The organism is Paludisphaera sp. (assembly GCF_037189885.1).
Taxonomy (GTDB): domain Bacteria; phylum Planctomycetota; class Planctomycetia; order Isosphaerales; family Isosphaeraceae; genus Paludisphaera.
The window spans coordinates 20,490-41,900 of sequence record NZ_JBBCIR010000095.1; the positions used below are offsets into that span (position 1 = coordinate 20,490).

The following is a 21,411-nucleotide window of genomic DNA, read 5'->3' on the forward strand; positions in this document are numbered from 1 at the left end:
GCCCGGCGCCGGCGGTCGTCCGCCGCGCCCCAGGTCGCGGGGGCGGAGCCCCCGGGGCCGACGGCCCGGAAGGCGAAAGCCCGCCCCGGTCTCGACCGCTCTCGGCCGCGAGCCGATCCCGCCCGACCCGGGCCGGACGGACGGCGCGGCGCCCTGGGAAAGGAGTTCCCGCATGCGTTCCCTCAAACGGTTGGTCCCGGGCTTGCTGGGCCTGGCCCTCGCCGTCCCGTGCGTCGGCTCGGCCTACGGCCAGTCGGACGCCCCCAAGCACGAGCACAAGGGCCTGCTGGGCCGGCGGAACTGCACCGAGTGCCAGCGCGCCCGCGCCATGGCCCGCGACGGCGTCAACGTCCCGCCGCCCCCTTCGGCCATGAAGCCCGGCGCGCCCCAGCTCGGCCATGGTCATGACCACGCCCACGCCCATGCCCACGCCGCCCCGGCGCTGGCCGTCGCGCCGGGATCGACCGGCTGCGTCGAGTGCGAGCATGACGCCGCCGCGATGGGGGGGACGATCGTCCCCGGCTCCATCGTCGTCAGCGACTCCGTCGTCGCCCCGCCGGGCCGCGCCGTCGTCGGCGGCGACCACGACGAGGCCGTCGCCGCCCAGTTCCCCGCCGGCCGCGCCGTCGTCGGGGCCGAGCCCGCCCCGATCGGCGCCGCCGTCGCCAGCCAGGGGAACTTCACCCCCGTCGCCGGCCCGGTCGCCGCCCCGACCGCCCCGCGCGACCCATCGGTCATGCCGTCCAGCATGATCCCGCCCCAGACGGCGATCGGCGGCGACAACAGCCCGGCGCGCCCCAGGATCATCACCCACATGCTGGACCTCCCGGACCTCACCCGGATCGGCCGGGTCGCCCGCGCCAACCGCGAGCGAGCCCGCCGGGAGACCCACGCCTCCATCTCCTACGGCGACGCCAACGGCCCGGTCACCGAGCTGCCCGCGTCCATGGTCTTCGGCAAGGGCCGCTGACCGATCCGACCGGCCGCGGCCGGCCCCGGCCGGTCGCGACGACGACGACGAATGGTCCGCCCCCCCGGCCTGTAGCGGGGGGGGCGGGCCTTCGCGCCGTTTCGAAGGCCGGAATCCGTCGAGACGCCCCCCGCCCCGGGCCGATCCTTGTGGCGAGGCCAGAGATGGCCGCAAGGTGATCGGCAGGAGACGCCCCGCGCAGGACGCCGGGGACCCTCGGTCCACCGCACGCTCGCTACCGGACGATTCAGGAGGATACACGCGACTTAGGTAAGGGATTGACCATGCGTTGCTTCGGTGAATGGCGAGGGGCGGCGATCGCCCTCGGTATGGCCGTCATGCTCGGGACGAGCCTGTCGGCGACGGCGAGGGCCGGCGGCTGGTTCCATCACACCCTCCCCAGGGAGGTGCCCGCCTACGACTACAGCACCGGCGGCGAGTACTTCATGCCCCCGGTCCCCTACGGCCACTACGCCAAGGATCCCGGCGCCCACGTGGCGAAGGGGATCGGCATGGTCGCGGGCCCGATCCACGGCCTGAAGGGGCACCTCGCGGGCCTCAAGCACGGCGGCGGTCACGGCCTGGGTCATGGCGGTCACGGCCATGGCGACGGGCACGGCCACGGCCTCGGACACGGCGCGGGGGGCCACGGACATGGCATCGGCCACGGCCTGGGCGGCTCCGGCTGCGGGCTCGGCTGCGGCCTCGGGCACGGCCTGAAGAGCAAGCTCGGCGCCGGCTGCGGCCTCGGCTGCGGCCTCGGGGGCCACTCCCTCGGGTCGGGCCTGTGCGGCGACCCTTGCGGGCCGAAGCACGGCAAGGGCCACGGGAAGGTCAAGAACTTCGGCCCGATTCATCACGCCACGCAGGTCGTCGCGTCGGGCCAGACGGCCCCCTCGGCCCAGGCGGTCGTGATGCCCGCCTCCCAGGGCGGGTGCGTCGACCCCGGCTGCGGCGGCCGCGGGCTCCACGACCACCTCTCGGGGCTGGTCGGCAAGCTGAAGTGCAAGCTCTGTGGCGGCAACGGCTGCGGCGGCTGCGGTGGGATGGGCGCGGGCGACCCCTGCTCCTCCTGCGGCGGCAACGGGTGCGGCCTCTGCAACGGCTGCGGCCTGCTGAGCAAGCTCAAGCGGTGCCTGGGCTGCGGCGGCGCCGGCTGCAAGCTGTGCATGGGCGGCCACGGCCTGAAGGGCAAGCTCCACGGCCTGCTCGGCGGGATCGCCGGCCCCAAGTTCCCCTACTTCGTCGGCCCCGGCGGCCCCGTCCCCCTCACGCCCGGCTATTCCCCTTATATCGTCACGACCCGATCGCCGCGGGACTTCTTCGCCTTCCCGCCCCGCACCCCGGACGGGTTCTGACCGATCATTGATCCAGGACCCCTGACGAACCAGGGCCCGGCGCGCGACCCGCGCCGGGCCTTCGTCGTCCCCGCCGCCCGGCGGAGACCGGCCCGGCCCCAACGCACGACCCGGATAGGAGAGGATGCCATGTCCGCAAGCCCCACCCGACGCGCCGGCCTCGCCATGGCCGCCGTCGCGCTCGCCCTCGCCGCCGGGACCGCCGGCGTCGCCCGGGCGCAGACCCCGCCCCCGAACGTCCCGGACGTCCAGGACCGCAGCGGGCTGATGATGCGATTCACCGACCCCCCGGGCCGCCTCCCGCCGGATAAGTACCGCGACAACTTCTACGCCACCCGCTACGCCGACCAGGGGCTGGTCAAGCACCCGCGGATCAACCCCAAGAGCCAGGGCCTCTACGGCCTGGGCTGGAAGGGGGCCGACACCGAGAGCGTCTACCCCTACTTCTACGGCAACCCGGGGTCCTCCAGCATCACCTCGTACAGCAAGCCCTGGCCCCGGCCCCTGCGGGTCTTCCAGGGGATGGCCCACCCGTTCAAGCCGGTCGGCATGTACTATTCGAACGGCTCCTACGTGCCGATCTACGACATCGACCCGCTCGTCCCCGGCCCCGGGCCCTATCCCTACCCGTTCTACTTCAACTGGCACAAGGGGGGCTGAGCCCGCCCCGGACCCGCCGCCCCCGAGAAGACGCCCCGGCCAGCCTTGCCCATCCCCCCCAATCGTCCGGCGGAAAGCCGGATTGCAACACGACTTGGGGGGGAGGCCGGGACGACGCGGTCCTTGACACCGCCCGGGCGTTGATATAGGTTGACCAAACTTGTTACAAGGCTAGGCGTCTTCGTGCGCTCGGATCGAACCGCGAGCCGTCTCCCTTGGGGTGCGGCGGCCCGGCCCAGCCCGGCCGGTCCCTCCGCCGACGCCCCCTCGCCGTCGTCACACCATTGGTGCAGAGTAGAGGCTCCATGGACAACCCGATTCAGGTCGACCTGGGCCGAATCGCGCAAGACTTGCAGATCCGGCGCGTTCAGGTGGAGAGCGTCGTCCAGTTGCTGGACGAGGGCAACACCGTCCCTTTCATCACGCGCTACCGGAAGGAGCGGACCGGCAACCTCAACGAGGTGGCCATCCGCGAGATCCAGGTCCGGATCCAGAGGCTGCGCGACCTTGCCGAGCGCAAGGAGACGATCCTCAAGGCGATCGACAAGCAGGGGAAGCTCACCCCCGAGCTCGAGGTCGCCATCCGGGGGGCCGAGAACCTCAAGCGCCTGGAAGATCTCTACCTGCCGTTCAAGGCGAAGAAGCGGACCAAGGCGTCGGAGGCCCGCGAGAAGGGCCTCGAACCCCTCGCCGCGCGCATCTGGCAGCGTGACGAGACGCTGACCGACCTGGCCGCCGCCGCCGCCGAGTTCGTCGACGCCGCCCAGGGGCTGAACTCGGCCGAGGATGTCCTCAAGGGGGTCCGCTACATCCTCGCGGAGGCCGTCAGCGAGATGGCCGCCGTGCGCGAGGCCGTCCGCAAGGCCGTCTGGAAGACCGGCAAGGTCGTCACCTCCAAGGGGGAGGTGGCCGAGGGCCAGGGCCAGGAATACCGCGACTACTTCGACTACAGCGAGCCCGTCTCCCAGGTCCCGCCCCACCGCGTCCTGGCCATCAACCGGGGCGACAAGGAAGGCCCGCTGAAGGTCAAGCTGGAGGTCTCCCGCCCCGACCTGGAGGCCGCGTTCCTGGCGCAGCTTCCGCTTGAGGGGCACCCGCAGGGCGAGGCCTTCCGCGAGGCCGCCATGGACGCCCTGGACCGGCTCATCCTCCCCAGCATGGAGCGCGAGGTCCGCCACGACCTGACCGAGACGGCCGAGAAGCACGCCGTCGACGTCTTCGCCCGCAACCTCCGCAGCCTGCTGCTCCAGCCCCCCATCCCCAAGCAGATCGTCCTGGCCATCGACCCGGGCCTGCGCTCGGGCTGCAAGCTGGCCGTGCTCGACCCCAACGGCGGGCTGCTGGAACACGGGATCGTCTACCCCCACGCCCCCCAGGGCCGGCGCTCCGACGCCAAGACGGTCATCAAGGGCCTCATCGGCAAGCACAACGTGGACGTCGTCGCCATCGGCAACGGAACCGCCTGCCGCGAGACCGAGGAGCTGATCTCCGAGATCATCGCCGAGGGCCAGGAGTTCAGCACCAACCCCGAGGCCCGCGCCGCCGCCCAGGCCGCCTACGAGGCCGCCCTGAAGGCCCCCGCCCCGGCCGTCGCCGAGCCCTCGGCCCCCGATTCCGAGACTCCGTCCGGCGAAACTCCGGAGGCCGAGGCCCCGGCCGGCGATTCCACCGACGCCGGGTCCCCGTCCGAAGTGTCTCCCGAGGCTCAGGCCCCGCCCGAGGCGAGCGACGAGGCAACCGCCCCGGTCGTCGAGGACGCCCCGGCCGCTCCCGGCGACGAGCCCCCCGCGCCGGTCGCCGAGGCCCCCGCGGTCGAGCCGGCCGACCCCGGCCCTTATGTCGTGCCCGACGGGCCCGAGGAGCCCGACGACGCCGACGACGCCGACGACGAGGAGCTGCCGCCGATCTCCGGCGGCGCCCCCGAGCCCGACCAGTCCGAGACCGAGGCCGGCGCCGGCGAGTCCGCCCCGAACGGCCACGTCGAGCATCAGGCCCACCCGTCGGCCGAACGCTCGGCCCCCGCCGAGCCCGCCCCGCCGTCGGAAGCCCCCGCCGCCGAGCCCACGCCCGAGACGAGCCGGGCCGAGGCGGCCGCCGAATCACCCTCCCCGTCGGAAGTCCCCGCCGAGACGCCTCCCGCGGAGTCGGCCGCTCCGGAGACGGCCGCGGCCGAGCACCAGGCCGTGCCGGTCCCGCCCGAGTCGGCCGGGGAGCCCGCGGCCGCCGCCGAGGGCAAGCCCGCCGGGGGCAGGGAAGGCGGAGGCCGCCGCGAGGGAGGCCGTCGCGGCAAGGGCCGCGGTTCGCGGAATCGCAACCAGACGCCCCCGCCGCAACTCCCCCCCGCGCCCCACGAGGCCGACGAGCAGATCGCCAAGCTGGCCTACGTCATCGTCAACGAGGCCGGCGCCAGCGTCTACTCGGCCAGCCCGATCGGCCGCGAGGAACTCCCCGAGTTCGACGCCACGCTGCGGAGCGCGATCTCCATCGGCCGTCGGCTCCAGGATCCGCTCTCCGAGCTGGTCAAGATCGAGCCCCAGAACATCGGGGTCGGCCTGTACCAGCACGACGTCAGCCCCAAGCAGCTCAAGGACTCGCTCGACGCGGTGATCGCCTCGTGCGTGAACTTCGTCGGCGTCGACCTGAACACCGCCAGCGTCCCGCTCCTCCGCTACGTCTCCGGCCTGAACCAGCTCACCGCCCGTCGGATCGCCGATCGCCGCAAGGCGAAGGGCGGGTTCTTCACCCGCGAGGAGCTGATGGAGGTGGAGGGGGTCGGCCCGGCGACCTACACCCAGGCCGCCGGCTTCCTCAAGATCGCCGACGGCCCCCACCCGCTCGACCGGACCTGGGTCCACCCCGAGAGCTATCCCGCCGCGCTCAAGCTGCTGGAGAAGTTCGGCCACGGGCCCGAGGTCGTCCGCGACAAGGAGAAGCTCCCCGAGCTTCGCGCCAAGCTGGCCGAGGTCGACGTCCCCGCGCTGGCCCAGGAGCTGGAGATCGGCGAGCCGACCCTCGCCGACATCATCGAGGCGCTCGGCCGCCCCGAGCGCGACCCCCGCGACGACCTGCCCAAGCCGATCTTCAAGAAGGGGATCCTCAAGCTCGAGGACCTCGAAGCCGGCATGGAGCTGAAGGGGACGGTCCTGAACGTCGTCGACTTCGGCGCGTTCGTCGACATCGGCCTGAAGGACTCCGGGCTGGTCCACATCAGCCAGCTCGCCAATCGCTACATCAAGAGCCCGCACGACGTGGTCAGCGTCGGCGACGTGGTGACCGTCTGGGTCATGTCGGTCGACCAGGATCGCAAGCGGGTCTCGCTGACCATGGTCAAGCCGGGGACCGAGCGTCATCGCGGCGGCGGCGGCGGTCGTCGCGGCGAGGGGGGAGCGCCCGCGGGCCAGGGGCAGGAAGGTCACGGCCGCCGCGGCCGGGGCCCGCGTCCCGGGCCGTCGAGCCTGACCAACCCCCCCGTCGGCGCCCCGCCGGTCGACGTCCGCCCCGAGGGGGGCGACGCCGGGCCGCGTCGCGGCGGCCCCGGGGGTCGTCCTCCGGGCCCAGGCGGATACCGCCAGGGAGGCCCCGGCCAGGGTCGCGGCGGCCAGCGCGGCGGCGGCGGCGGGGGCTACGGCCGCGAGGGGGGACGCTTCGGCGGCCCCCGTCCCGAGCGATCCGAGGCCCCGGCGACCCCGCGCCCTCCCCGGCCCGCCCCCCCGCCGCCCCCGCTCTCCAAGGACGCCCTGACCGGCAACGTCCCGCTCCGGACCTTCGGCCAGCTCAAGCAGCTCTGGGCCGCCCGCGAGGACGAGGAGCCCGGGACGGAGGGGGGCCAGACGCCCCCCGCGGACGCGAGCAATCCCGAGCGGCCCGAAGGGGATTCGGGCTCGAAGTGACATCACGAGGAGGGGCCGGCCCCGCGCCGGCCCCCCTCCGAAGTCTTCGCACATCGCACGGATGAGAGCTTCATGGGTGTCTTCGCCTGGCGCAACCTGCTGACCCGCCCCCTGCGGACGATCCTCGCGCTGATCGGCCTGTCGATCCCGATCCTGGGGGTCCTCGGCCTGTTCAGCCTGTCGGACGGCCTTCGAAACATGGTGGGGGACACCCTCAGCCAGATCGAGGGGGTCATCGTGCTCAGCCAGAATTCCCCGAGCCCGATCACCAGCTCGATGACGACCGAGGTGGTCGACAAGATCCGCGCCATCCCCGGCGTCCGCTCCGCCGCCCCCGAGGTCTGGCGGCTCGCCCCCGACATCGAGGGCCGGGGCATGACCAGCCGGCTCATCGGCGGCGTGATGACCAAGAGCTGGGACAGCCTGCTCGACCAGCCGGTCATCTCCGGCCAGGACATCCCCTCGCACTCCGGCCTCCGGAGCGCGGTCTACCCCAGGGCGCTGAAGGCACGCGGCGAGGGCCGGTTCCTCGACCACGGCGACATCGGCGAGCCCCGCGTCGTCATCAGCCGGAAGCTCGCCAAGCAGCTCGCCGCCGATCCGAAGGAGCCCAAGCGGGTCGGCGACACGCTGCGCATCTCCGACGGCGAATTCGAGATCATCGGCATCTACGACACCGGCTCGATGCTGCTGGACGGGGTCATCCTGATGGACATCCACGTGGCGCGGAAGCTCCTCAAGATGGCCCCGGAGACCGTCTCCAGCATCTACGTGGAAGCCGACACGCCCCCCGGGTACGAGGCCGTCTGTGACGCCATCGAGCAGGCCGAGCCCGGCGTCAGCGCCCGCGGCATGAACGAGGTGCAGGCGAATTTCGGCATGCTGATGGGCGAGGTCGACAAGATACTGATGCTGGTCGTCAGCCTGGCGCTGGCGGTCGGGGTCGTGGGGATCGTCAACACCATGTTGATGAGCACGACCGAGCGTTTCGTGGAGTTCGGCGTCCTGCGCACCAACGGATGGTCGCAGTGGGACGTGCTGCGGCTGGTGACGACCGAGAGCGCGTTCCTCGGCCTGCTCGCCGGCGCGGCGGGCTGCCTGCTGGCGTGGCTGGGGACGGCCGCGGTCAACCCGTTCCTCGGCGGCGGGATCCGCCTGGGAGTCACCCCGGGCTCGATGGCGCTGGGGTTGGCGCTGTCCCTCGCCACCGGGATGCTCGGCGGCCTGTACCCGGCCTGGAAGGCCGCGCGGATGCTCCCGATGGAGGCCATCCGGCTGGGCTCGCACTGACGCCCGTGCCGAAGGAGTCGCGATGATCGACGTGGTGGACGTCTGGAAGTCGTACAAGAGCGGCCCGCGCCAGGTGGACGCGCTGCGCGGGGTGACCTGCCACATCGAGCGGGGCCGGTTCGCGTTCATCGTGGGCCCCAGCGGGTCGGGCAAGAGCACGCTGCTCTACACCCTGGGGGCCGTCGACCGCCCGACTCGCGGCCAGATCGTCGTCGACGGCCGCGACCTCACCGCGATGACCGAGGCGGAGCAGAACGACTATCGCCGCGAGCGCGTCGGCTTCATCTTCCAGTCGTTCAACCTCATCAGCAACCTCTCGGCCGTCGAGAACATCCTGATCCCGTTCCTCCCGCGGGGCGTGACCGACGCCCAGCGGGCCCGCGCGGAGGAACTGCTCCGCCGCGTCGGCCTGGGGGACCGCATGAACCACCGCCCCTACCAGCTATCCGGCGGCGAGCAGCAGCGCGTCGCCATCGCTCGGGCGCGGGTCACGGATCCCGCCCGGGTCCTGGCCGACGAGCCGACCGGCGAGCTGGACAGCAAGTCGGGGGACGAGATCTACCGGATCCTCCGCGAATTGCAGGAGTCTTCGGACACCACGCTCGTCGTGGTCACCCACGACCGCCGCTTCATCAGGCCGGGCGACCTGGTGCTGGAGATCCAGGACGGCCTGCTCGCCGGCGATGACGCCGCCGAGCCCGCCGGCGGCCTGCGCTCCGGGGCGGACGTCTCGGGCTGAATCTCCCCCGTCGGTCGGCGGGCGATTGGACTTGAGCCGATTCGCGGGGTCTGCTACGGTTCCGCCCGGGACCGACCGGTCCCCGACCCCACCGGCAGGCAAGGAGGCCGCATGGCATGGATCGCCGCACCGCGCTGATGCTGACGACGCTGCTCGGCGGCCTCGCCCCGTCGAGGCTCCTGGCCCAGGAGGACGTCGCGCGCGGCTCGCGGGACGAGCCCCGCCGGGATCCCGGCTTCCGCCCCGCCGGCGCCACCGCCGCCGAGGTCGAGGCCGAGGCGGCCCCCCGGCCCGCCCGCGAGTCCCTAGAGCCCGACGATCAGCCCCCCGCCGGCTTCGTGAACGAGCCCGGCTTCCAGTGGAAGCGGTTCCCCATCGGCGGCTACACCCGCGCCGCCGCCGAGCAGAAGGCCCCGCAGAAGGCGATCATCGACTGGATCTTCCGCCGCACGGGGACCGCCGACTGGCACGGCGAGAAGACCGCCGTCCTGGCCGCCGGCAAGACCGAGCTGAGGGCGTACAACAGCCCCGAGATCCTCTCCCAGGTCGCCGACGTCGTCGAGCGGTTCACCGACGCCGTCGAGGACTACCTCTCCATCCACGTCCAGGTCGTCGCCGCGGCGGACACCCGCTGGCGCTACGCCGTCTACTCCAAGCTGGAGCCGGTCGGCGCCGGCCCCCAGGGCCAGCAGATCTGGACCCTCGCGCTGGAGGACGCGGCTCACGTCCTCGCCCAGTTGCAGATGCAGCCCGGCTTCCGGCGCATCGTCGACCAGCGCCTGGAGGTCGTCAACGGCCAGACGCTCACCATCCGGACCACCGACCCGCGGAGCTACGCCGGCGGCATCGAGCGCGTCAGCGCCTCGGGGACCGGCTATCAACCCCGGTCGGACAAGCTTGACGAATCGATCGTCCTTCGGCTGAGCCCCCTGCTCTCCTACGAGGGGGACTCGATCGACGCGGCCATCGAGCTGCTGGTGAACTCGGTCCAGGCGTTCCAGCGGACGAAGATCATCGCCCCGCGCGAGGTCGGCCCCAGCGAGATGACCATCGACGTCCCGGTCGCCTATCAGACGCGGCTCGACCAGACGCTGAAGAACTGGCGGCTGGGCCAGACGCTGCTGCTCTCCGGCGGCGTCCATCCCGGCGTCCTCGACAAGAAGGGGGGCTGGCTGGGAACGCCGCTCGGCGCCCCCAGCAGCACCGAGGTCCTCGTCTTCCTGGACGTCGAGGTCTCCAGCCGGGCCCAGGGCCGCGGCCGGGGCGCCGAGGTCGAGGCCGTCCCTCCCCCCGAGGAGTACGCCCGGCCCAGGGCCCAGCCCGCCGCGCGCCGGCGGGAGTACGACGAGGCCTACGACGATGAGCCCGAGCGTACCCGCGCCCGCAAGCCGGGCGGCCGCGCCGTGCGTGGCCCCGACATCAGCATCGAGGACCCTTGATCGCCCCCGAAGTTCCGACTTCCTCAGGAACCGCCGTCGTGCGTATCATGACGGCTACATCATCCGAAGAGAAGATCCGCGGCGCGGCCCCAGGTGCCGGCGGGAGGCGAGGATCGCCCCCGCCCGATCGCGGCGGATCCGACACCAGGAGGCTTGCACCGTGACGTTCGACCCCGCCCGCCCGTCGATGGCCCGCCCCGACTCGAACGATCCCGCGGCCCTGCTCGACCCGCTCGACGACGAGCGCCGCGAGTGGCTGCTGAGCAACCTCGGCGAGCCCCTCTGCCGCAAGCTCGGCGTCTATCGCATCCCCGCCGACTTCGTCCTATCGGTCGTCATCCCGGTCTACAACGAGCGGAAGACGATCCACGAGATCCTCCGCCGCGTCCGCGCCGTCCCCATCCGCAAGCAGATCATCCTCGTCGACGACTGCTCCAAGGACGGCACCGCCGACATCCTCCGCGAGCTGGCCCGCACGGACGACGACCTGACCATCGCCTTCCACGAGGTCAACAAGGGCAAGGGCGCCGCGCTCCGCACCGGCTTCCAGCACGCCACCGGCGACGTCGTCATCGTCCAGGACGCCGACCTGGAGTACGAGCCCGAACAGTACCCCGAACTCCTCCAGCCGATCATCGAGGGGAAGGCCGACGTCGTCTTCGGGTCGCGGTTCATCGGGGAGACCCACCGCGTCCTCTACTTCTGGCACTCCGTCGGCAACCGCGTCCTGACGCTCCTGTCGAACATGTTCACGAACCTGAACCTGACCGACATGGAGGTCTGCTACAAGCTGTTCAAGCGGGAGATCATCCAGAGCATCCCGCTGAAGAGCGACCGCTTCGGCTTCGAGCCCGAGGTGACGGCCAAGGTGGCCCGCTTCCGGATCAAGGAGAACGGCGTCGAGCGGGCCTGCCGCATCTACGAGATCCCTGTCTCCTACCACGGCCGGACCTACCTCGAAGGCAAGAAGATCGGCGTGAAGGACGGCTTCCAGGCCCTCTACTGCATCGTCCGCTACGCCTTCGGCGACTGAGAGAGAGGCCCCGCCCCATGCGACCCGCCGGACGACTCCTCGCCGCGTTCCTCTGCGTCTGCTCGTTGGCGACCTCCGCCCCGTCCCCCGCGCAGGAGGCCCCCAAGGCCGCGCGCCGCGGCCGCCCCGGCCACTACATGGGCCGGCGGATCGCCGACGTCATGTCGTGGCAGGGCGCGGAATGGCTGTTCCGCCAGACCCGCGTCGACGAGGAGCAGCCCGAGGCCATGCTCGACGCGCTGGACATCCAGCCGGGCATGACCGTGGCGGACGTCGGGGCCGGGGCGGGCTACCACACCGTCCGCCTGGCGAGGCGGGTTGGCGAGAGGGGGCTGGTGCTCGCGACCGACGTCCAGCCCCAGATGATCGCCATGCTCAAGGACAACGTCCGCGACGCCGGCGCCCGCAACGTCCGCCCCCTGCTCTGCACCCAGCGCGACACCCGGCTCCCCGCCGGCGAGGTCGACCTGATCCTCATGGTCGACGTCTACCACGAATGCTCCGACCCCGAGGCGGTCCTCGACGGGATGCTCGCCGCGTTGAAGCCGGGGGGCCGGCTGGTCCTGGTGGAGTTCCGCGGCGAGGACCCGGACGTGCCGATCAAGCCCGAGCACAAGATGACGCTCGCCCAGGTCCGCCGCGAGGTCGAACCCCGCGGCTTCGCCTACAAGACGACGCACGAGTTCCTCCCCTGGCAGCACGTCATCGTCTTCGAGAAGCCCGAGGCGAAGGCCGAGCCGGCGCGCTGAGGCCGAGGCTCACGCCCCCCGGTCGGATCGATCGCGACGGCCGCCGAGGACACCGGCGCGGATCAGGAAGTACAAAAGCTGCGACACGCCCGTCAACGTCGCGGCGACGTAGGTCAGCGCCGCGGCGTTCAGGACCTTGCCGACGACCACGTCTTCCTGGGCCGTGACCAGGCCAGAGCCCTGGAGCATCGCCCGCGCGCGTCGGCTCGCGTTGAACTCGACGGGGAGGTTCACGACCTGGAACAGCACGGCCAGCGAGAACAGTCCGATCGCCACGTACATCAGCGCCGGCCATTGCATCGCCACGCCGCCGATCAGGAGCAGCATCGAGGCGTTCGAGCCGAGCGAGGCAAGGGGGACCATCAGGTTGCGGACGACCAGGGGCGCGTATCGGGTCGCGTCCTGGAGGGCGTGCCCCGCCTCGTGCGCGGCGACCCCCACCGCGGCCAGCGAATCCTGCTGAAAGTTGCCGGCCGAGAGCCGCAGCACCTTGTGCGACGGGTCGTAGTGGTCGGTCAACTGCCCGGCGACGGGCTCGATGGCGACGCCCCGGACGCCCCCCTCCTCCATCACCAGCCGCGCGGCCTCCGCCCCGGTCACGCCCGACGAGGCCCGATACCGCGAGCCCTCGCGATACGCCGACGTGATCCGGGCCTGCGCCCAGGCCGCGAGCGCGAGCGCGGGCGTCACCAGCAGGAGATACAACGGGTCGGCGCCGAGAAACATGGGGCGGAACCTCGCGCGGGGATGGTGCGGGGCGACATCGCGGGACGGGATCGCTTGTAGCAGATCCCGCGCCCCGCGGCGAGGCCCCGCCCCGCCCGGTGGGCCGGCCGGTTAATGCGTCGGCGCGGGCTGCGGCAGGTAGTCGCCCTGGAGGTAACGGATGATCATGTCCACGTCGCGGTCGGGCATCTCGTCGCGCGGGGAGGCGGGCATCCGCTGCTGGTCTTCCAGGTAGCCGTACAGGGACGGCTCGCTCGGACGGCGGATCATCCGGCGCGTCCAGCGCGGGGAGCCCCAGGCGAAGAGGTCCGGGGAGTCTCGCAGGCCGCCGTCGGTGAAGCCGTCGATCATGTGGCACTTGCCGCAGTCCTCGACGAACAGGTCGTAGCCCGGGTGTTCGGTCACGCCCGGCGTGTTGAGCCAGTCGTCGACGGTGTGGTCCTCGGGGATCCTCGCGAAGGTCGCCACGAACTCGGCCACCTGGTCGAGTTGCTTGGCGTCGAGCTTCGTGGTCTTCTTCCACTCGATCATGCCGTCGCACTCGGGGACCTTGCCGTAGTAGGCGTCGGCGGCGGGGTCTTCCAGCAGGCCGCGGATCCAGGCCAGCGAGCCGAAATCCTTCAGTTCCGGCGCCGATTGCTCCCCTTCCGCCTTGCCGTCGTAGGAATGGCAGCTCAGGCACTTCCGCTCGAGCAGGAACGAGCCGCGCGTGAGCGGATCGTACCGGAACAGGTAGCTGGAACCCTCCGGGGGGATGCCGAAATCGGGGTGCGACGCCAGGAAGATTGCCCGCTTGCCGTCGGCGTCGGCCTTCTCGCGCGAGGCGATGAACGACTCGCTCCGGGAGTCCTTGTAGAACGACTCGATCGTGAAGAAGGTCGCGCCGCCGACGACCAGGAAGGCCGTCCCGCAGGCGACGACGTGGAGGGCCTTCGAGGGGACGAACTTGTCCAGGATCGGCAGGAGCGCCAGCGCCGTCATCAGGCCGCCGGGGACGGCGATCGAGCCGACCCACTCCAGATGCCCGGGGAAATATTTGAGCATCTGATAGAGGAATCGGAAGTACCACTCCGGCCGCGCCTCGTAGTCGGCGCTCGACGGATCCGCCGGGGCGTCCAGGGGCGCGCCGCCGTGCCAGAGGACCAGGCCGAACAGCACGCCCAGGATCCCCGTGACCACCACCGCGTTGCGGAACGTCTGGTCGGGGAAGTAGGTGGCGACGTAGCCGTCGGCCCGCGGCCCGCTCGGGGCGTCCTCGGGGGGCTTCAGCCCGTGGCGATGCCGCAGGGCCAGGTGCGCGCCCAGGGTCAGGGCGAGCAGCGTCGGCAGGATCACGACGTGCAGGCCGTAGAACCGCGTGAGCGTCTGATTGCCGTACTCGACGCCGCCGACCAGGACCGTCTGGATGTAGGGGCCGATCACCGGGGCGCCGCCGGCGATGTTGGTGGAGACCTTCGTGGCCCAGTAGCCCTTCTGGTCCCACGGCAGCTGGTAGCCGGTGTGGCCGAAGCCGACCAGCAGGCCCAGCAGCACCAGGCCGAGCCACCAGTTGACCTCGCGCGGGGCGCGATACGCCGCGGCGAACAGGACCTGGAGCAGGTGGACGGCGGCCAGGACCATCACGGCCTGGGAGCCGAAGTGGTGGAGGCCGCGGATCAGCCAGCCCATCCACATTTGATGTTCGATGTAATAGACGCTCCCCCAGGCCGTCGACGACCCCGCGCTGTAGGCGGTGGTCATCATCATGCCGGTGAAAGCCTGGACGAGCAGGATGGCGAGCAGGGCGGAGCCCGAGGCGTACCGCCAGCGCGGCCCGGCCGGGAGGGGCTCCTCGCGGATCGCCCGCAGGCGCGAGCCCAGGCCGGTGCGGTCCTCGAACCATTCGGCGATGAGCTTACGCAAGGGGGATCTTCTCCGTGGCGAGGGTGCGGAAGCGCTCGAACTTGACCCGCACGACCGGGTCCGGGTCGTCGCTCAGCTCGACGTCGAGCCGGTCCATCGCCCGGGGGGGGACGTGGTTCGTCGGGGCGCCCTCGATCGTGAACCCGCTGGAGTGGCAGGGGCAGAAGAACCCCCGGTTCCCCTCCACCGAGGTGATCGCGCAGCCGAGGTGGGGGCACTCGGCCGTGAACGCGATCACCGGGGGCTCGGCCCCCTCGGGCTGGCGGACCAGCCAGACCGAGCCGACGGGCTCCCTCGGGTACTTCACCCAGGCGTCGACCTGATCGCGGACGACGCCGAACGACCGCGGCTCGCCGACCTTCAGCTGGCTCAGCGGCGCGAGGTCCTCGAAGCCGCCGAGGCCGGCGGCCCCTCCCTTCTTGCGAAGGGGATTCAGCAGGAAGGCGGCGGCCGGCACGGCGACCGCCAGCTTGATCAGCCCGCCCAGGGCCCAGGTGCCCAGGCGGTGGAAATCGCGTCGGTTCATGGGGGGGCTCGTCAAGGTGGGAGGTCGGACGTCGACCGGCGCGGACGCGGGGGGTCTCGGCGCGGAAGGGGCCCGGGGCGGGCCCGCGACCTGGCGTTCATGATCGCGATCGGATCAGGCGGGATCAAGGGCCTTCCGGACGGCGGCCAGCACCCGCTCCACCGCGACGTCCAGCGGCGCGTCCATGCTCAGCCCGGCCGCCGCCTTGTGGCCGCCCCCGCCGAACTCGGCCGCGATCCGGGCGCAGTCGGCCCCGGCGCGGGAACGAAGGGAGCCCTTGACGCCCCCCTTCTCCAGCTCCATCAGCAAAATCCCGATCTCCACGCCCCGCATGCTCACGGTGTAGTCGACCAGGTCCTCGCTGTCCGAGGGGATCGAGCCGGTGCGTTGCAGGTCGTCCCGCGTGACGGTCGAGTACGCGACCCGGCCCCCGAGATCGGTCTTAAGTTTCGCCAGGAATTCGCCTGTCAGCCGGAGCCGCCCCAGCGTCCCGCGCTCGAAGAGGTCGCGGTAGATCTGGTCGATCTCCGCGCCGGCCTCGATCAGCTCGGAGGCGGCCTGGAGGGTGGCGGGGCCGGTGTTCGGGTGGCGGAACCATCCGGTGTCCATGGCGATGGCCGTGAACAGCCCGACGGCGACCTCCTTCGTGAACGATCCCCCCAGCGCCTTGACCGCGCGCATCACCAGGGTCCCGGCGGCCTCGGCCGAGGTGTCCTTCAGGAAGACGGCCCCCAGGTCGTCCTGACTCACGTGGTGGTCGACGACCACGCGCGGGCCGGGGAACGCGCGGACGAAATCGGCCATGTCGCCGAGCTGCGTCCAGGCCGACAGGTCCAGGATCACCAGGACCTCCCGGTCGGCCAGTGTCGCGGGGTCGATCGACCCGAAGTGTTCGAAGAGCGTGCCGTCGGGGTCGAGGAAGTCGTACCGCGGCGGGGTCGTGCTGGTGTTGACGACGCGGACGTCCTTCCCCTTCTGGCGGAGGAGCCCCGCCATCCCGACCTCGGAGCCGAGGGCGTCGCCGTCGGGGCGGATGTGGGTCGTCAGCAGGAAGCGGTCGTGCTTCTCGATCAGGTCGGCGAGCGGCGTCCAGTCGATCATGTCGGGCTCGGGTCCGGGTCTCGGCGAGGATGGATCGGGTCGGGTCGGGTTCGGTACGTCTTATGTCGTGTATTCGTCGGGGCGGAAGCGGTCGAGATGGTCGCGGATCCAGGCGACGGTCTCGGCCAGGCCGTCGTCCAGGCTGTAGCGGGGCCGCCAGTCCCAGAGGCTCTCGGCGAGCGCCGTGCCGGCCTGGAGCCGCTCGACCTCGCTGGCCGAGGGGCGGACGCGGTCGTCCTGGGTCTCGACCTCGATCGGCTTGCCGAGGATCGCGCCGATGCGCTCCACCAGCTCGCCGATCGTCACGTCGGACCCGCGGCCGACGTTCACCACCTTGCCCAGCGCGGCGTCGCACCCGGCGATGGAGACGAACGCCTCGGCGGTGTCCTTGACGTAGGTCAGGTCGCGGCGGGGGTCGAGCCGGCCGAGTTTCACGACCGGTCGCGTCAGCGCCTGGCTGATGATCGTCGGGATGATGGCGCGGGCGGACTGGCGGGGGCCGAACGTGTTGAACGGCCGCAGCACGCTCACCGGCGTCCCGAACGAGCGATGGTAGCTCTCGCCCAGCGCGTCCGCGGCGATCTTCGTCGCGGCGTAGGGCGATTGGCCACGGACCGGGTGCTTCTCGTCGATGGGGACGTACTGGGCCGTGCCGTACACCTCCGACGTCGAGGTCAGCACCACCCGCTCCAGCACGCTCGACCGCCGGCAGGCGTCCAGGACGTGCGCCGTTCCGACGACGTTCGTCTGCACCACGTCGAACGGGTTCTGGTAGGAGTACGGGATCGCGATCAGCGCCCCCAGGTGGAAGACCAGCTCCCGCCCCTCCACCGCGCGGGCCACCGCGTCGGGGTCCTTCAGGTCGCCCCGATGGACCTCGATCTCGGCGAGGATGTCGCTCGGCAGGTCGTCGAGCCAGCCGCGATCGTCGCGGCCGTTGTACCGGACCAGGGCGCGCACCCGATGTCCCAGCCGCGCGAGGCGTTCCGTCAGGTGACTGCCGATGAACCCGCCCGCGCCCGTGACCAGGACCGCCTTGCCCATGTCCGCCTCCTCCTCGTCCCCCGTCGAAACCCGACGGGACGGCCCATCTTAAAGCGCCGGGCCGGTCTTGACCACGCGAACCCCCGGCAAACGGTCGAGCCCTCCGAGTTCGAGGGCCCGTCGGCCGTGTTCCCCCGTCGAAGCCCGGCGTGGCGAAGCCCCCGCGAGTTGGCTTCGTTCGCGCGCCACGCCTCTCCCAGGCTTCGCCATAAACTCCAACAATAAATCGCCTTGCAATTTTTTCACGTTGGCTTCGTTCGTCTTTTTCGAAGTGGTTTTCTCGATCGACGCCTCGCTCATGCCAGCCCGGCGGGGGCGAAACGCGCGCGCCTTCTCGAACGAGACGTCAACGCCACGACGAGCCCGATTGCGCATCGGCGGCCGGTCGGCCCGCAGTCCTCAAGTGCTTCCGAATTGACAAGGATCACCGACATCAAGCGCCTACATGGTCACCGACGAGACCGTCGGGATTTCACGAGTCTCGGTTTTTTTCCGAGGTACCGGCCGGACAAAGCTCCCATGCTTCCTCGCGAGCCAGGCCCGGACGCTTGACGTAACCGGCGCCCGCCCCGGCACCCAGAGCCTCCAGCCAATGCGAACCGGCCCCGCATGCAATCCCGACTGCTTATTTTCTCGATATTTCGCAAAGCGCCAGGGCAGCCCCGTCGATACCACTTAGCACAAGGAGACATCGATTCGGATAGGGTACGACCATGACATCGCACGGAATCGACGACCGATGAAATCGTCACGACCCGGAGATCGACCCATGACGCTACGACTCGTCTTGATCAGTTTGGTGGCGGGGTTGGGCCTTGGCCTCCCCACCTGGCCGACGATCGAGGGCTGGGTCGCCGGCGCTCAGAAGTGGATGAACGCCCGACTCGCGGCGGCCGACGACCGCGCCGGCGAGCGGCACGTCATCATCCACGACCTGCTGGCGGCCGAGATGCAGCGGGCCCACGCCGCTAGCCTCGCCAACCGAACGGCCGCCGCGCCCGCCCTCGCGCCCCGCCGCCCGATCATCGCGGTCGAGCACTCGATCGCCCCCCGCCGTCACGCGGCCTCGTCCGTCGCCGCCCCGCTCGCGCTCCCGTTCCCGTTGCCGAAGCTCGACGACTACCTGGCCGTCGCGACGACCGAACTCGCGACGCCGGCCCCGACTATTTCCGCCGTCCGTCCCGACGACCTGGCCCTGCTGGCCTGGGATCGGGCCCGTCCCGAGGGCTACCGCCTCGCCGCGGCGCTGGCCGAGGGGATCCGCGAGGCCGCCGACCGCGACCGCGACGCCCGCGCCTTCGTCGCGATGGGCGAGTCGTCCGACCTCTACTTCGACGCCATGGCCCTCGCCGACCTGAAGCCCGAGCCCGCGCCGATCCCCGCCGAGGCCGTCGCCGCGGTCGATGGCCCCGAGCCGGTCGCCCTGGAAGGCCCGCTGCCCGTGGCCGCCGGCCCCGCCCCCGCCCCGCTGCCGGACTTCTCGGAGATGGAGACCAGCGCCGACCTCTACTTCGCCCCCGCAATCGTCGACGAGCCGGCCCCCGCCCCCGAGGCGATGCTCGCCGAGACGCCCGAGCCGGCCGCCGTCGAGGCGACGACCGCGCTCGTCGAACTCCCCGCCGACGTCTTCGCCCCCGAAGAGCCGAAGGCCGAGTTGATCGTCGCCGCCGAGCCGCTCCCCCCCTCGCCCGAGGTCAACCGGGCCGTCCGCCTGACGCGCGAGGCCCTCTCGGCCTGGATCAACGTGCTGTCCGGCCCCGCCCTGGTGACCGCCGCCCACGGCGGACCCGTCGCCCGCTGAACCATCCCAACCACCGCCATCATCCGCGACGCGGCGACCGCGAGGGCCTCCCTCCCGGCGCCGCGTCTTCCCGTTTCGACATGTCGCGCCAACCTCTCACGACGGCCTTCCCCCCTGGAGGGGGAAGGTGGCCCGGAGGGCCGGATGAGGGGGGGACCAGCGAGACATCTTTCCGAAGCCAGGCGGGGCTTTCCGAGGCCATCGGCGCGCGCCAACGTTCCGAAGTCCGGCGTTCGGTGGGCGGGCTCCCTCTCATCTGACCGCTTCGCGGTCTGTCTTCCCCCTCCAGGGGGGAAGATCGTCTTCACCTTTCTCCCCCTCGGTCGGGTCAGCCTTCCGGCGGGGGGGCGGGGCTGAGGTCCATGCGGAGGCGGCGGATGGAACGGGGCGACACGGCGAGGACCGTGAACTCGACGCCGTCGCGTCGGAAGCTCGCTCCGGGCTCCGGGAGTCGTCCGAGGGCGTGGAAGGCCAGGCCGCCGACGGTGTGGAATTCCTCGTCGGTGGGCAGGTGGAGGCCGAACCGCTCGTTCAGCTCCTCCAGGTCGACGCCGCCGACGATCTCGAAGGCCGAATCTCCCACGGGGACGACCGGCTCCTCCTCGGTCGGGGCGTCGTGCTCGTCGCGGATCGGGCCGATGACCTGCTCGACCAGGTCCTCCATCGTGACGAGCCCGACCACGCCGCCGTACTCGTCGAGCACGACCGCCATCGGGGCGCACCGGGCCCGCATCTCCTCCAGCAGCTGGAAGGCGTTCTTGGTCTCGGGGACGCCGTAGGCCTCGCGGACCAGCCGCGCGAGGGGGACCTCCCCGCCGTCGGGAGGTGCGGCGAGGCGGCCGAACAGATCCTTCAACAGCAGGATCCCGACGATGTCGTCGCGGCTCCGGCCATACACCGGGATGCGGCTCAGGCCGGTGGCGCGGAACGTCTCGGCCGCCCCGGCCGCGGAGGTCGTGGAGGGGAGCATGACCATCTCCGCCCGGGGCCGCATGATGTCGGAGGCCGTGGTCCGGGTCAGCTCGACCACGTTCCCCATCATCTCGCGCGCCTCCTCGGGGATGTCGGGCTCCTGGTCCTCGTCCTCCTCCAGGTCGGCGGGGACCTCGACCTCCACGCTGGCCGGCCGCGCGCCGGCGTCGGGGACGCCCACGAGCCACTCCACGAGGAGTTCCAGCCCGGCGGACGCGGCCGTCAGCGGCAGCCCGGCCGCTCGCAGGAAGGGCGCGGCCGGCCAGGCGCGGTCGAGGATCGATTCCGCGTAGAGCCGCCCGACGACCCCGGCGAGGAGGTATCCGGCGATCCCCGCCAGGGTGACGCCCAGGATCAGCCCGCCGTCGCCCCCGGTCGCGTCGCGACGGTGCAAGGCCAGCCCCGCGGCGACGGCCAGGAACACCCCGGTGGCGACGGCCACGGCCTCGGCGGCGCGGCCGACTCGGGCATCGTGATGCGCGATCTCGTCGGCCCGCTCCGGCCGCCCTCGCGCCTCGGTCAGCTCCTCCAGCCTGCTGCGCGAGTACGACTGGAGGGCCTTGGTCAGGGCGATCGTCGTCACGTGCGTGAGGAAGACGGGCGTGCAAAGGAGGATCAGCCAGGTCGAGCTAGGCCCGTCCAAGTCGGGGTCTCCGGGAGTCGTGGGGCGTCAGGGGGCGGGGCGATGGGTCGCCCGGAAGGGGTTCGCCAGGCCGAGGCGACCCATGGCGGCATCCTCGCGGAGGCGCATCTCCGCGGCCGATTCCTCGTCCAGGTCGTCGCAGCCGCACAGGTGGAGCAGGCCGTGGACGACGTAGAGGGTCAGCTCGTCGCGGGGCTCGACGCCGATCTCGGCGGCGACCCGCGCGGCGGTCTCGGCCGAGACGACCAGCTCGCCGCGGAGGCGGTCGTCCCCCTCGTCGGATAGGTCGAAGGTGACGACGTCGGTCGGCTCGTCGTGGTCCAGGTGGTCGCGATTGACCCGGTGGATGGTCGGGTCGTCGACGATCGCCAGGGAGATCGTCGCCGCCTCGATCCCCTCCCCCCTCAGGACGCGCTCCACCAACGCCCGCAGCGCGGCGCGGTCGACGGCCACGCGCGATTGCGAGTCGCTCACGTCGATCTCGAACGCGGGGGGCTCGGGCGCGTCGGGTTCGAGGTCGAGGTCGAGGGCGTCGGGGTCCTGGCGATCGTCCGGCGGGGGGGTCACG

Annotated in this window: 17 protein-coding genes; 10 read left to right on the plus strand and 7 right to left on the minus strand. The window is 71.8% G+C overall.

The genetic code is table 11. The annotated features are described in order from the left end of the window. The first annotated feature begins 172 nt into the window (after positions 1-172). From WG209_RS22475 to WG209_RS22515, 9 genes are all read left to right on the plus strand, one after another. The gene (locus WG209_RS22475) at positions 173-970 is read left to right on the plus strand and encodes a hypothetical protein (RefSeq protein ID WP_337177339.1); all 798 of its coding nucleotides are present in this window, start codon (positions 173-175) and stop codon (positions 968-970) included. A gap of 329 nt (positions 971-1,299) precedes the next feature. Further along, positions 1,300-2,328 carry a hypothetical protein gene (locus WG209_RS22480; protein ID WP_337177340.1) on the plus strand — a complete coding sequence of 343 codons (1,029 nt, stop codon included), beginning with the start codon at positions 1,300-1,302 and terminating at the stop codon, positions 2,326-2,328. Positions 2,329-2,457: 129 nt separating this feature from the next. Further along, on the plus strand, positions 2,458-2,988 hold the full coding sequence (locus tag WG209_RS22485; RefSeq protein ID WP_337177341.1) for a hypothetical protein: 531 nt from the start codon (positions 2,458-2,460) through the stop codon (positions 2,986-2,988). Positions 2,989-3,293: 305 nt separating this feature from the next. After that, on the plus strand, positions 3,294-6,878 hold the full coding sequence (locus WG209_RS22490; RefSeq protein ID WP_337177342.1) for a Tex-like N-terminal domain-containing protein: 3,585 nt from the start codon (positions 3,294-3,296) through the stop codon (positions 6,876-6,878). A 72-nt stretch (positions 6,879-6,950) separates the two neighbouring features. Continuing rightward, on the plus strand, positions 6,951-8,168 hold the full coding sequence (locus tag WG209_RS22495) for an ABC transporter permease (protein WP_337177343.1): 1,218 nt from the start codon (positions 6,951-6,953) through the stop codon (positions 8,166-8,168). A gap of 22 nt (positions 8,169-8,190) precedes the next feature. Beyond that, the gene (locus tag WG209_RS22500; protein WP_337177344.1) at positions 8,191-8,907 is read left to right on the plus strand and encodes an ABC transporter ATP-binding protein; all 717 of its coding nucleotides are present in this window, start codon (positions 8,191-8,193) and stop codon (positions 8,905-8,907) included. 116 nt (positions 8,908-9,023) lie between these two features. Next, the gene (locus WG209_RS22505) at positions 9,024-10,346 is read left to right on the plus strand and encodes a hypothetical protein (RefSeq protein ID WP_337177345.1); all 1,323 of its coding nucleotides are present in this window, start codon (positions 9,024-9,026) and stop codon (positions 10,344-10,346) included. Positions 10,347-10,506: 160 nt separating this feature from the next. After that, complete coding sequence (locus tag WG209_RS22510; RefSeq protein ID WP_337177346.1) at positions 10,507-11,379, plus strand: glycosyltransferase family 2 protein; 873 nt, start codon at positions 10,507-10,509, stop codon at positions 11,377-11,379. 17 nt (positions 11,380-11,396) lie between these two features. Continuing rightward, positions 11,397-12,128, plus strand: a complete 732-nt coding sequence (locus WG209_RS22515) for a class I SAM-dependent methyltransferase (RefSeq protein ID WP_337177347.1) — start codon at positions 11,397-11,399, stop codon at positions 12,126-12,128. A 9-nt stretch (positions 12,129-12,137) separates the two neighbouring features. Here WG209_RS22515 and WG209_RS22520 read toward each other — a convergent pair whose 3' ends face one another. From WG209_RS22520 to WG209_RS22540, 5 genes are all read right to left on the minus strand, one after another. Beyond that, a complete protein-coding gene (locus tag WG209_RS22520) occupies positions 12,138-12,854 on the minus strand; it encodes a zinc metallopeptidase (RefSeq protein ID WP_337177348.1) in 717 nt (238 codons plus the stop codon). Positions 12,855-12,965: 111 nt separating this feature from the next. Then, positions 12,966-14,756 carry a cytochrome bc complex cytochrome b subunit gene (locus tag WG209_RS22525; RefSeq protein WP_337177349.1) on the minus strand — a complete coding sequence of 597 codons (1,791 nt, stop codon included), beginning with the start codon at positions 14,754-14,756 and terminating at the stop codon, positions 12,966-12,968. Beyond that, complete coding sequence (locus WG209_RS22530) at positions 14,749-15,282, minus strand: Rieske (2Fe-2S) protein (RefSeq protein ID WP_337177350.1); 534 nt, start codon at positions 15,280-15,282, stop codon at positions 14,749-14,751. The genes WG209_RS22525 and WG209_RS22530 overlap by 8 nt, the downstream gene beginning before the upstream one ends. A 114-nt stretch (positions 15,283-15,396) precedes the next feature. Further along, positions 15,397-16,383 carry a DHH family phosphoesterase gene (locus WG209_RS22535; RefSeq protein WP_337177351.1) on the minus strand — a complete coding sequence of 329 codons (987 nt, stop codon included), beginning with the start codon at positions 16,381-16,383 and terminating at the stop codon, positions 15,397-15,399. A 60-nt stretch (positions 16,384-16,443) separates the two neighbouring features. Beyond that, positions 16,444-17,427: a GDP-mannose 4,6-dehydratase gene (locus tag WG209_RS22540; RefSeq protein ID WP_337177352.1), complete on the minus strand. Its 984-nt coding sequence runs from the start codon at positions 17,425-17,427 to the stop codon at positions 16,444-16,446. Between the two features lie 769 nt (positions 17,428-18,196). On the opposite strand from WG209_RS22540, the gene WG209_RS22545 reads away from it, so the two are divergent. Next, on the plus strand, positions 18,197-19,228 hold the full coding sequence (locus WG209_RS22545; RefSeq protein WP_337177353.1) for a hypothetical protein: 1,032 nt from the start codon (positions 18,197-18,199) through the stop codon (positions 19,226-19,228). 328 nt (positions 19,229-19,556) lie between these two features. Here WG209_RS22545 and WG209_RS22550 read toward each other — a convergent pair whose 3' ends face one another. Next, positions 19,557-20,843 (minus strand): hemolysin family protein, encoded by a 1,287-nt coding sequence (locus tag WG209_RS22550; RefSeq protein WP_337177354.1) that lies wholly within the window; start codon positions 20,841-20,843, stop codon positions 19,557-19,559. A 27-nt stretch (positions 20,844-20,870) separates the two neighbouring features. Beyond that, positions 20,871-21,410 carry an rRNA maturation RNase YbeY gene (ybeY, locus tag WG209_RS22555; protein WP_337177355.1) on the minus strand — a complete coding sequence of 180 codons (540 nt, stop codon included), beginning with the start codon at positions 21,408-21,410 and terminating at the stop codon, positions 20,871-20,873. Position 21,411 lies beyond the last annotated feature (1 nt).

Coding starts and splice junctions, on each gene's coding strand:
- WG209_RS22475 (WP_337177339.1), top strand. CDS start 173: ATGCGTTCCCTCAAACGGTTGGTCCCGGGCTTGCTGGGCCTGGCCCTC.
- WG209_RS22480 (WP_337177340.1), top strand. CDS start 1,300: ATGGCCGTCATGCTCGGGACGAGCCTGTCGGCGACGGCGAGGGCCGGC.
- WG209_RS22485 (WP_337177341.1), top strand. CDS start 2,458: ATGTCCGCAAGCCCCACCCGACGCGCCGGCCTCGCCATGGCCGCCGTC.
- WG209_RS22490 (WP_337177342.1), top strand. CDS start 3,294: ATGGACAACCCGATTCAGGTCGACCTGGGCCGAATCGCGCAAGACTTG.
- WG209_RS22495 (WP_337177343.1), top strand. CDS start 6,951: ATGGGTGTCTTCGCCTGGCGCAACCTGCTGACCCGCCCCCTGCGGACG.
- WG209_RS22500 (WP_337177344.1), top strand. CDS start 8,191: ATGATCGACGTGGTGGACGTCTGGAAGTCGTACAAGAGCGGCCCGCGC.
- WG209_RS22505 (WP_337177345.1), top strand. CDS start 9,024: ATGGATCGCCGCACCGCGCTGATGCTGACGACGCTGCTCGGCGGCCTC.
- WG209_RS22515 (WP_337177347.1), top strand. CDS start 11,397: ATGCGACCCGCCGGACGACTCCTCGCCGCGTTCCTCTGCGTCTGCTCG.
- WG209_RS22520 (WP_337177348.1), bottom strand. CDS start 12,854: ATGTTTCTCGGCGCCGACCCGTTGTATCTCCTGCTGGTGACGCCCGCG.
- WG209_RS22530 (WP_337177350.1), bottom strand. CDS start 15,282: ATGAACCGACGCGATTTCCACCGCCTGGGCACCTGGGCCCTGGGCGGG.
- WG209_RS22535 (WP_337177351.1), bottom strand. CDS start 16,383: ATGATCGACTGGACGCCGCTCGCCGACCTGATCGAGAAGCACGACCGC.
- WG209_RS22540 (WP_337177352.1), bottom strand. CDS start 17,427: ATGGGCAAGGCGGTCCTGGTCACGGGCGCGGGCGGGTTCATCGGCAGT.
- WG209_RS22545 (WP_337177353.1), top strand. CDS start 18,197: ATGACGCTACGACTCGTCTTGATCAGTTTGGTGGCGGGGTTGGGCCTT.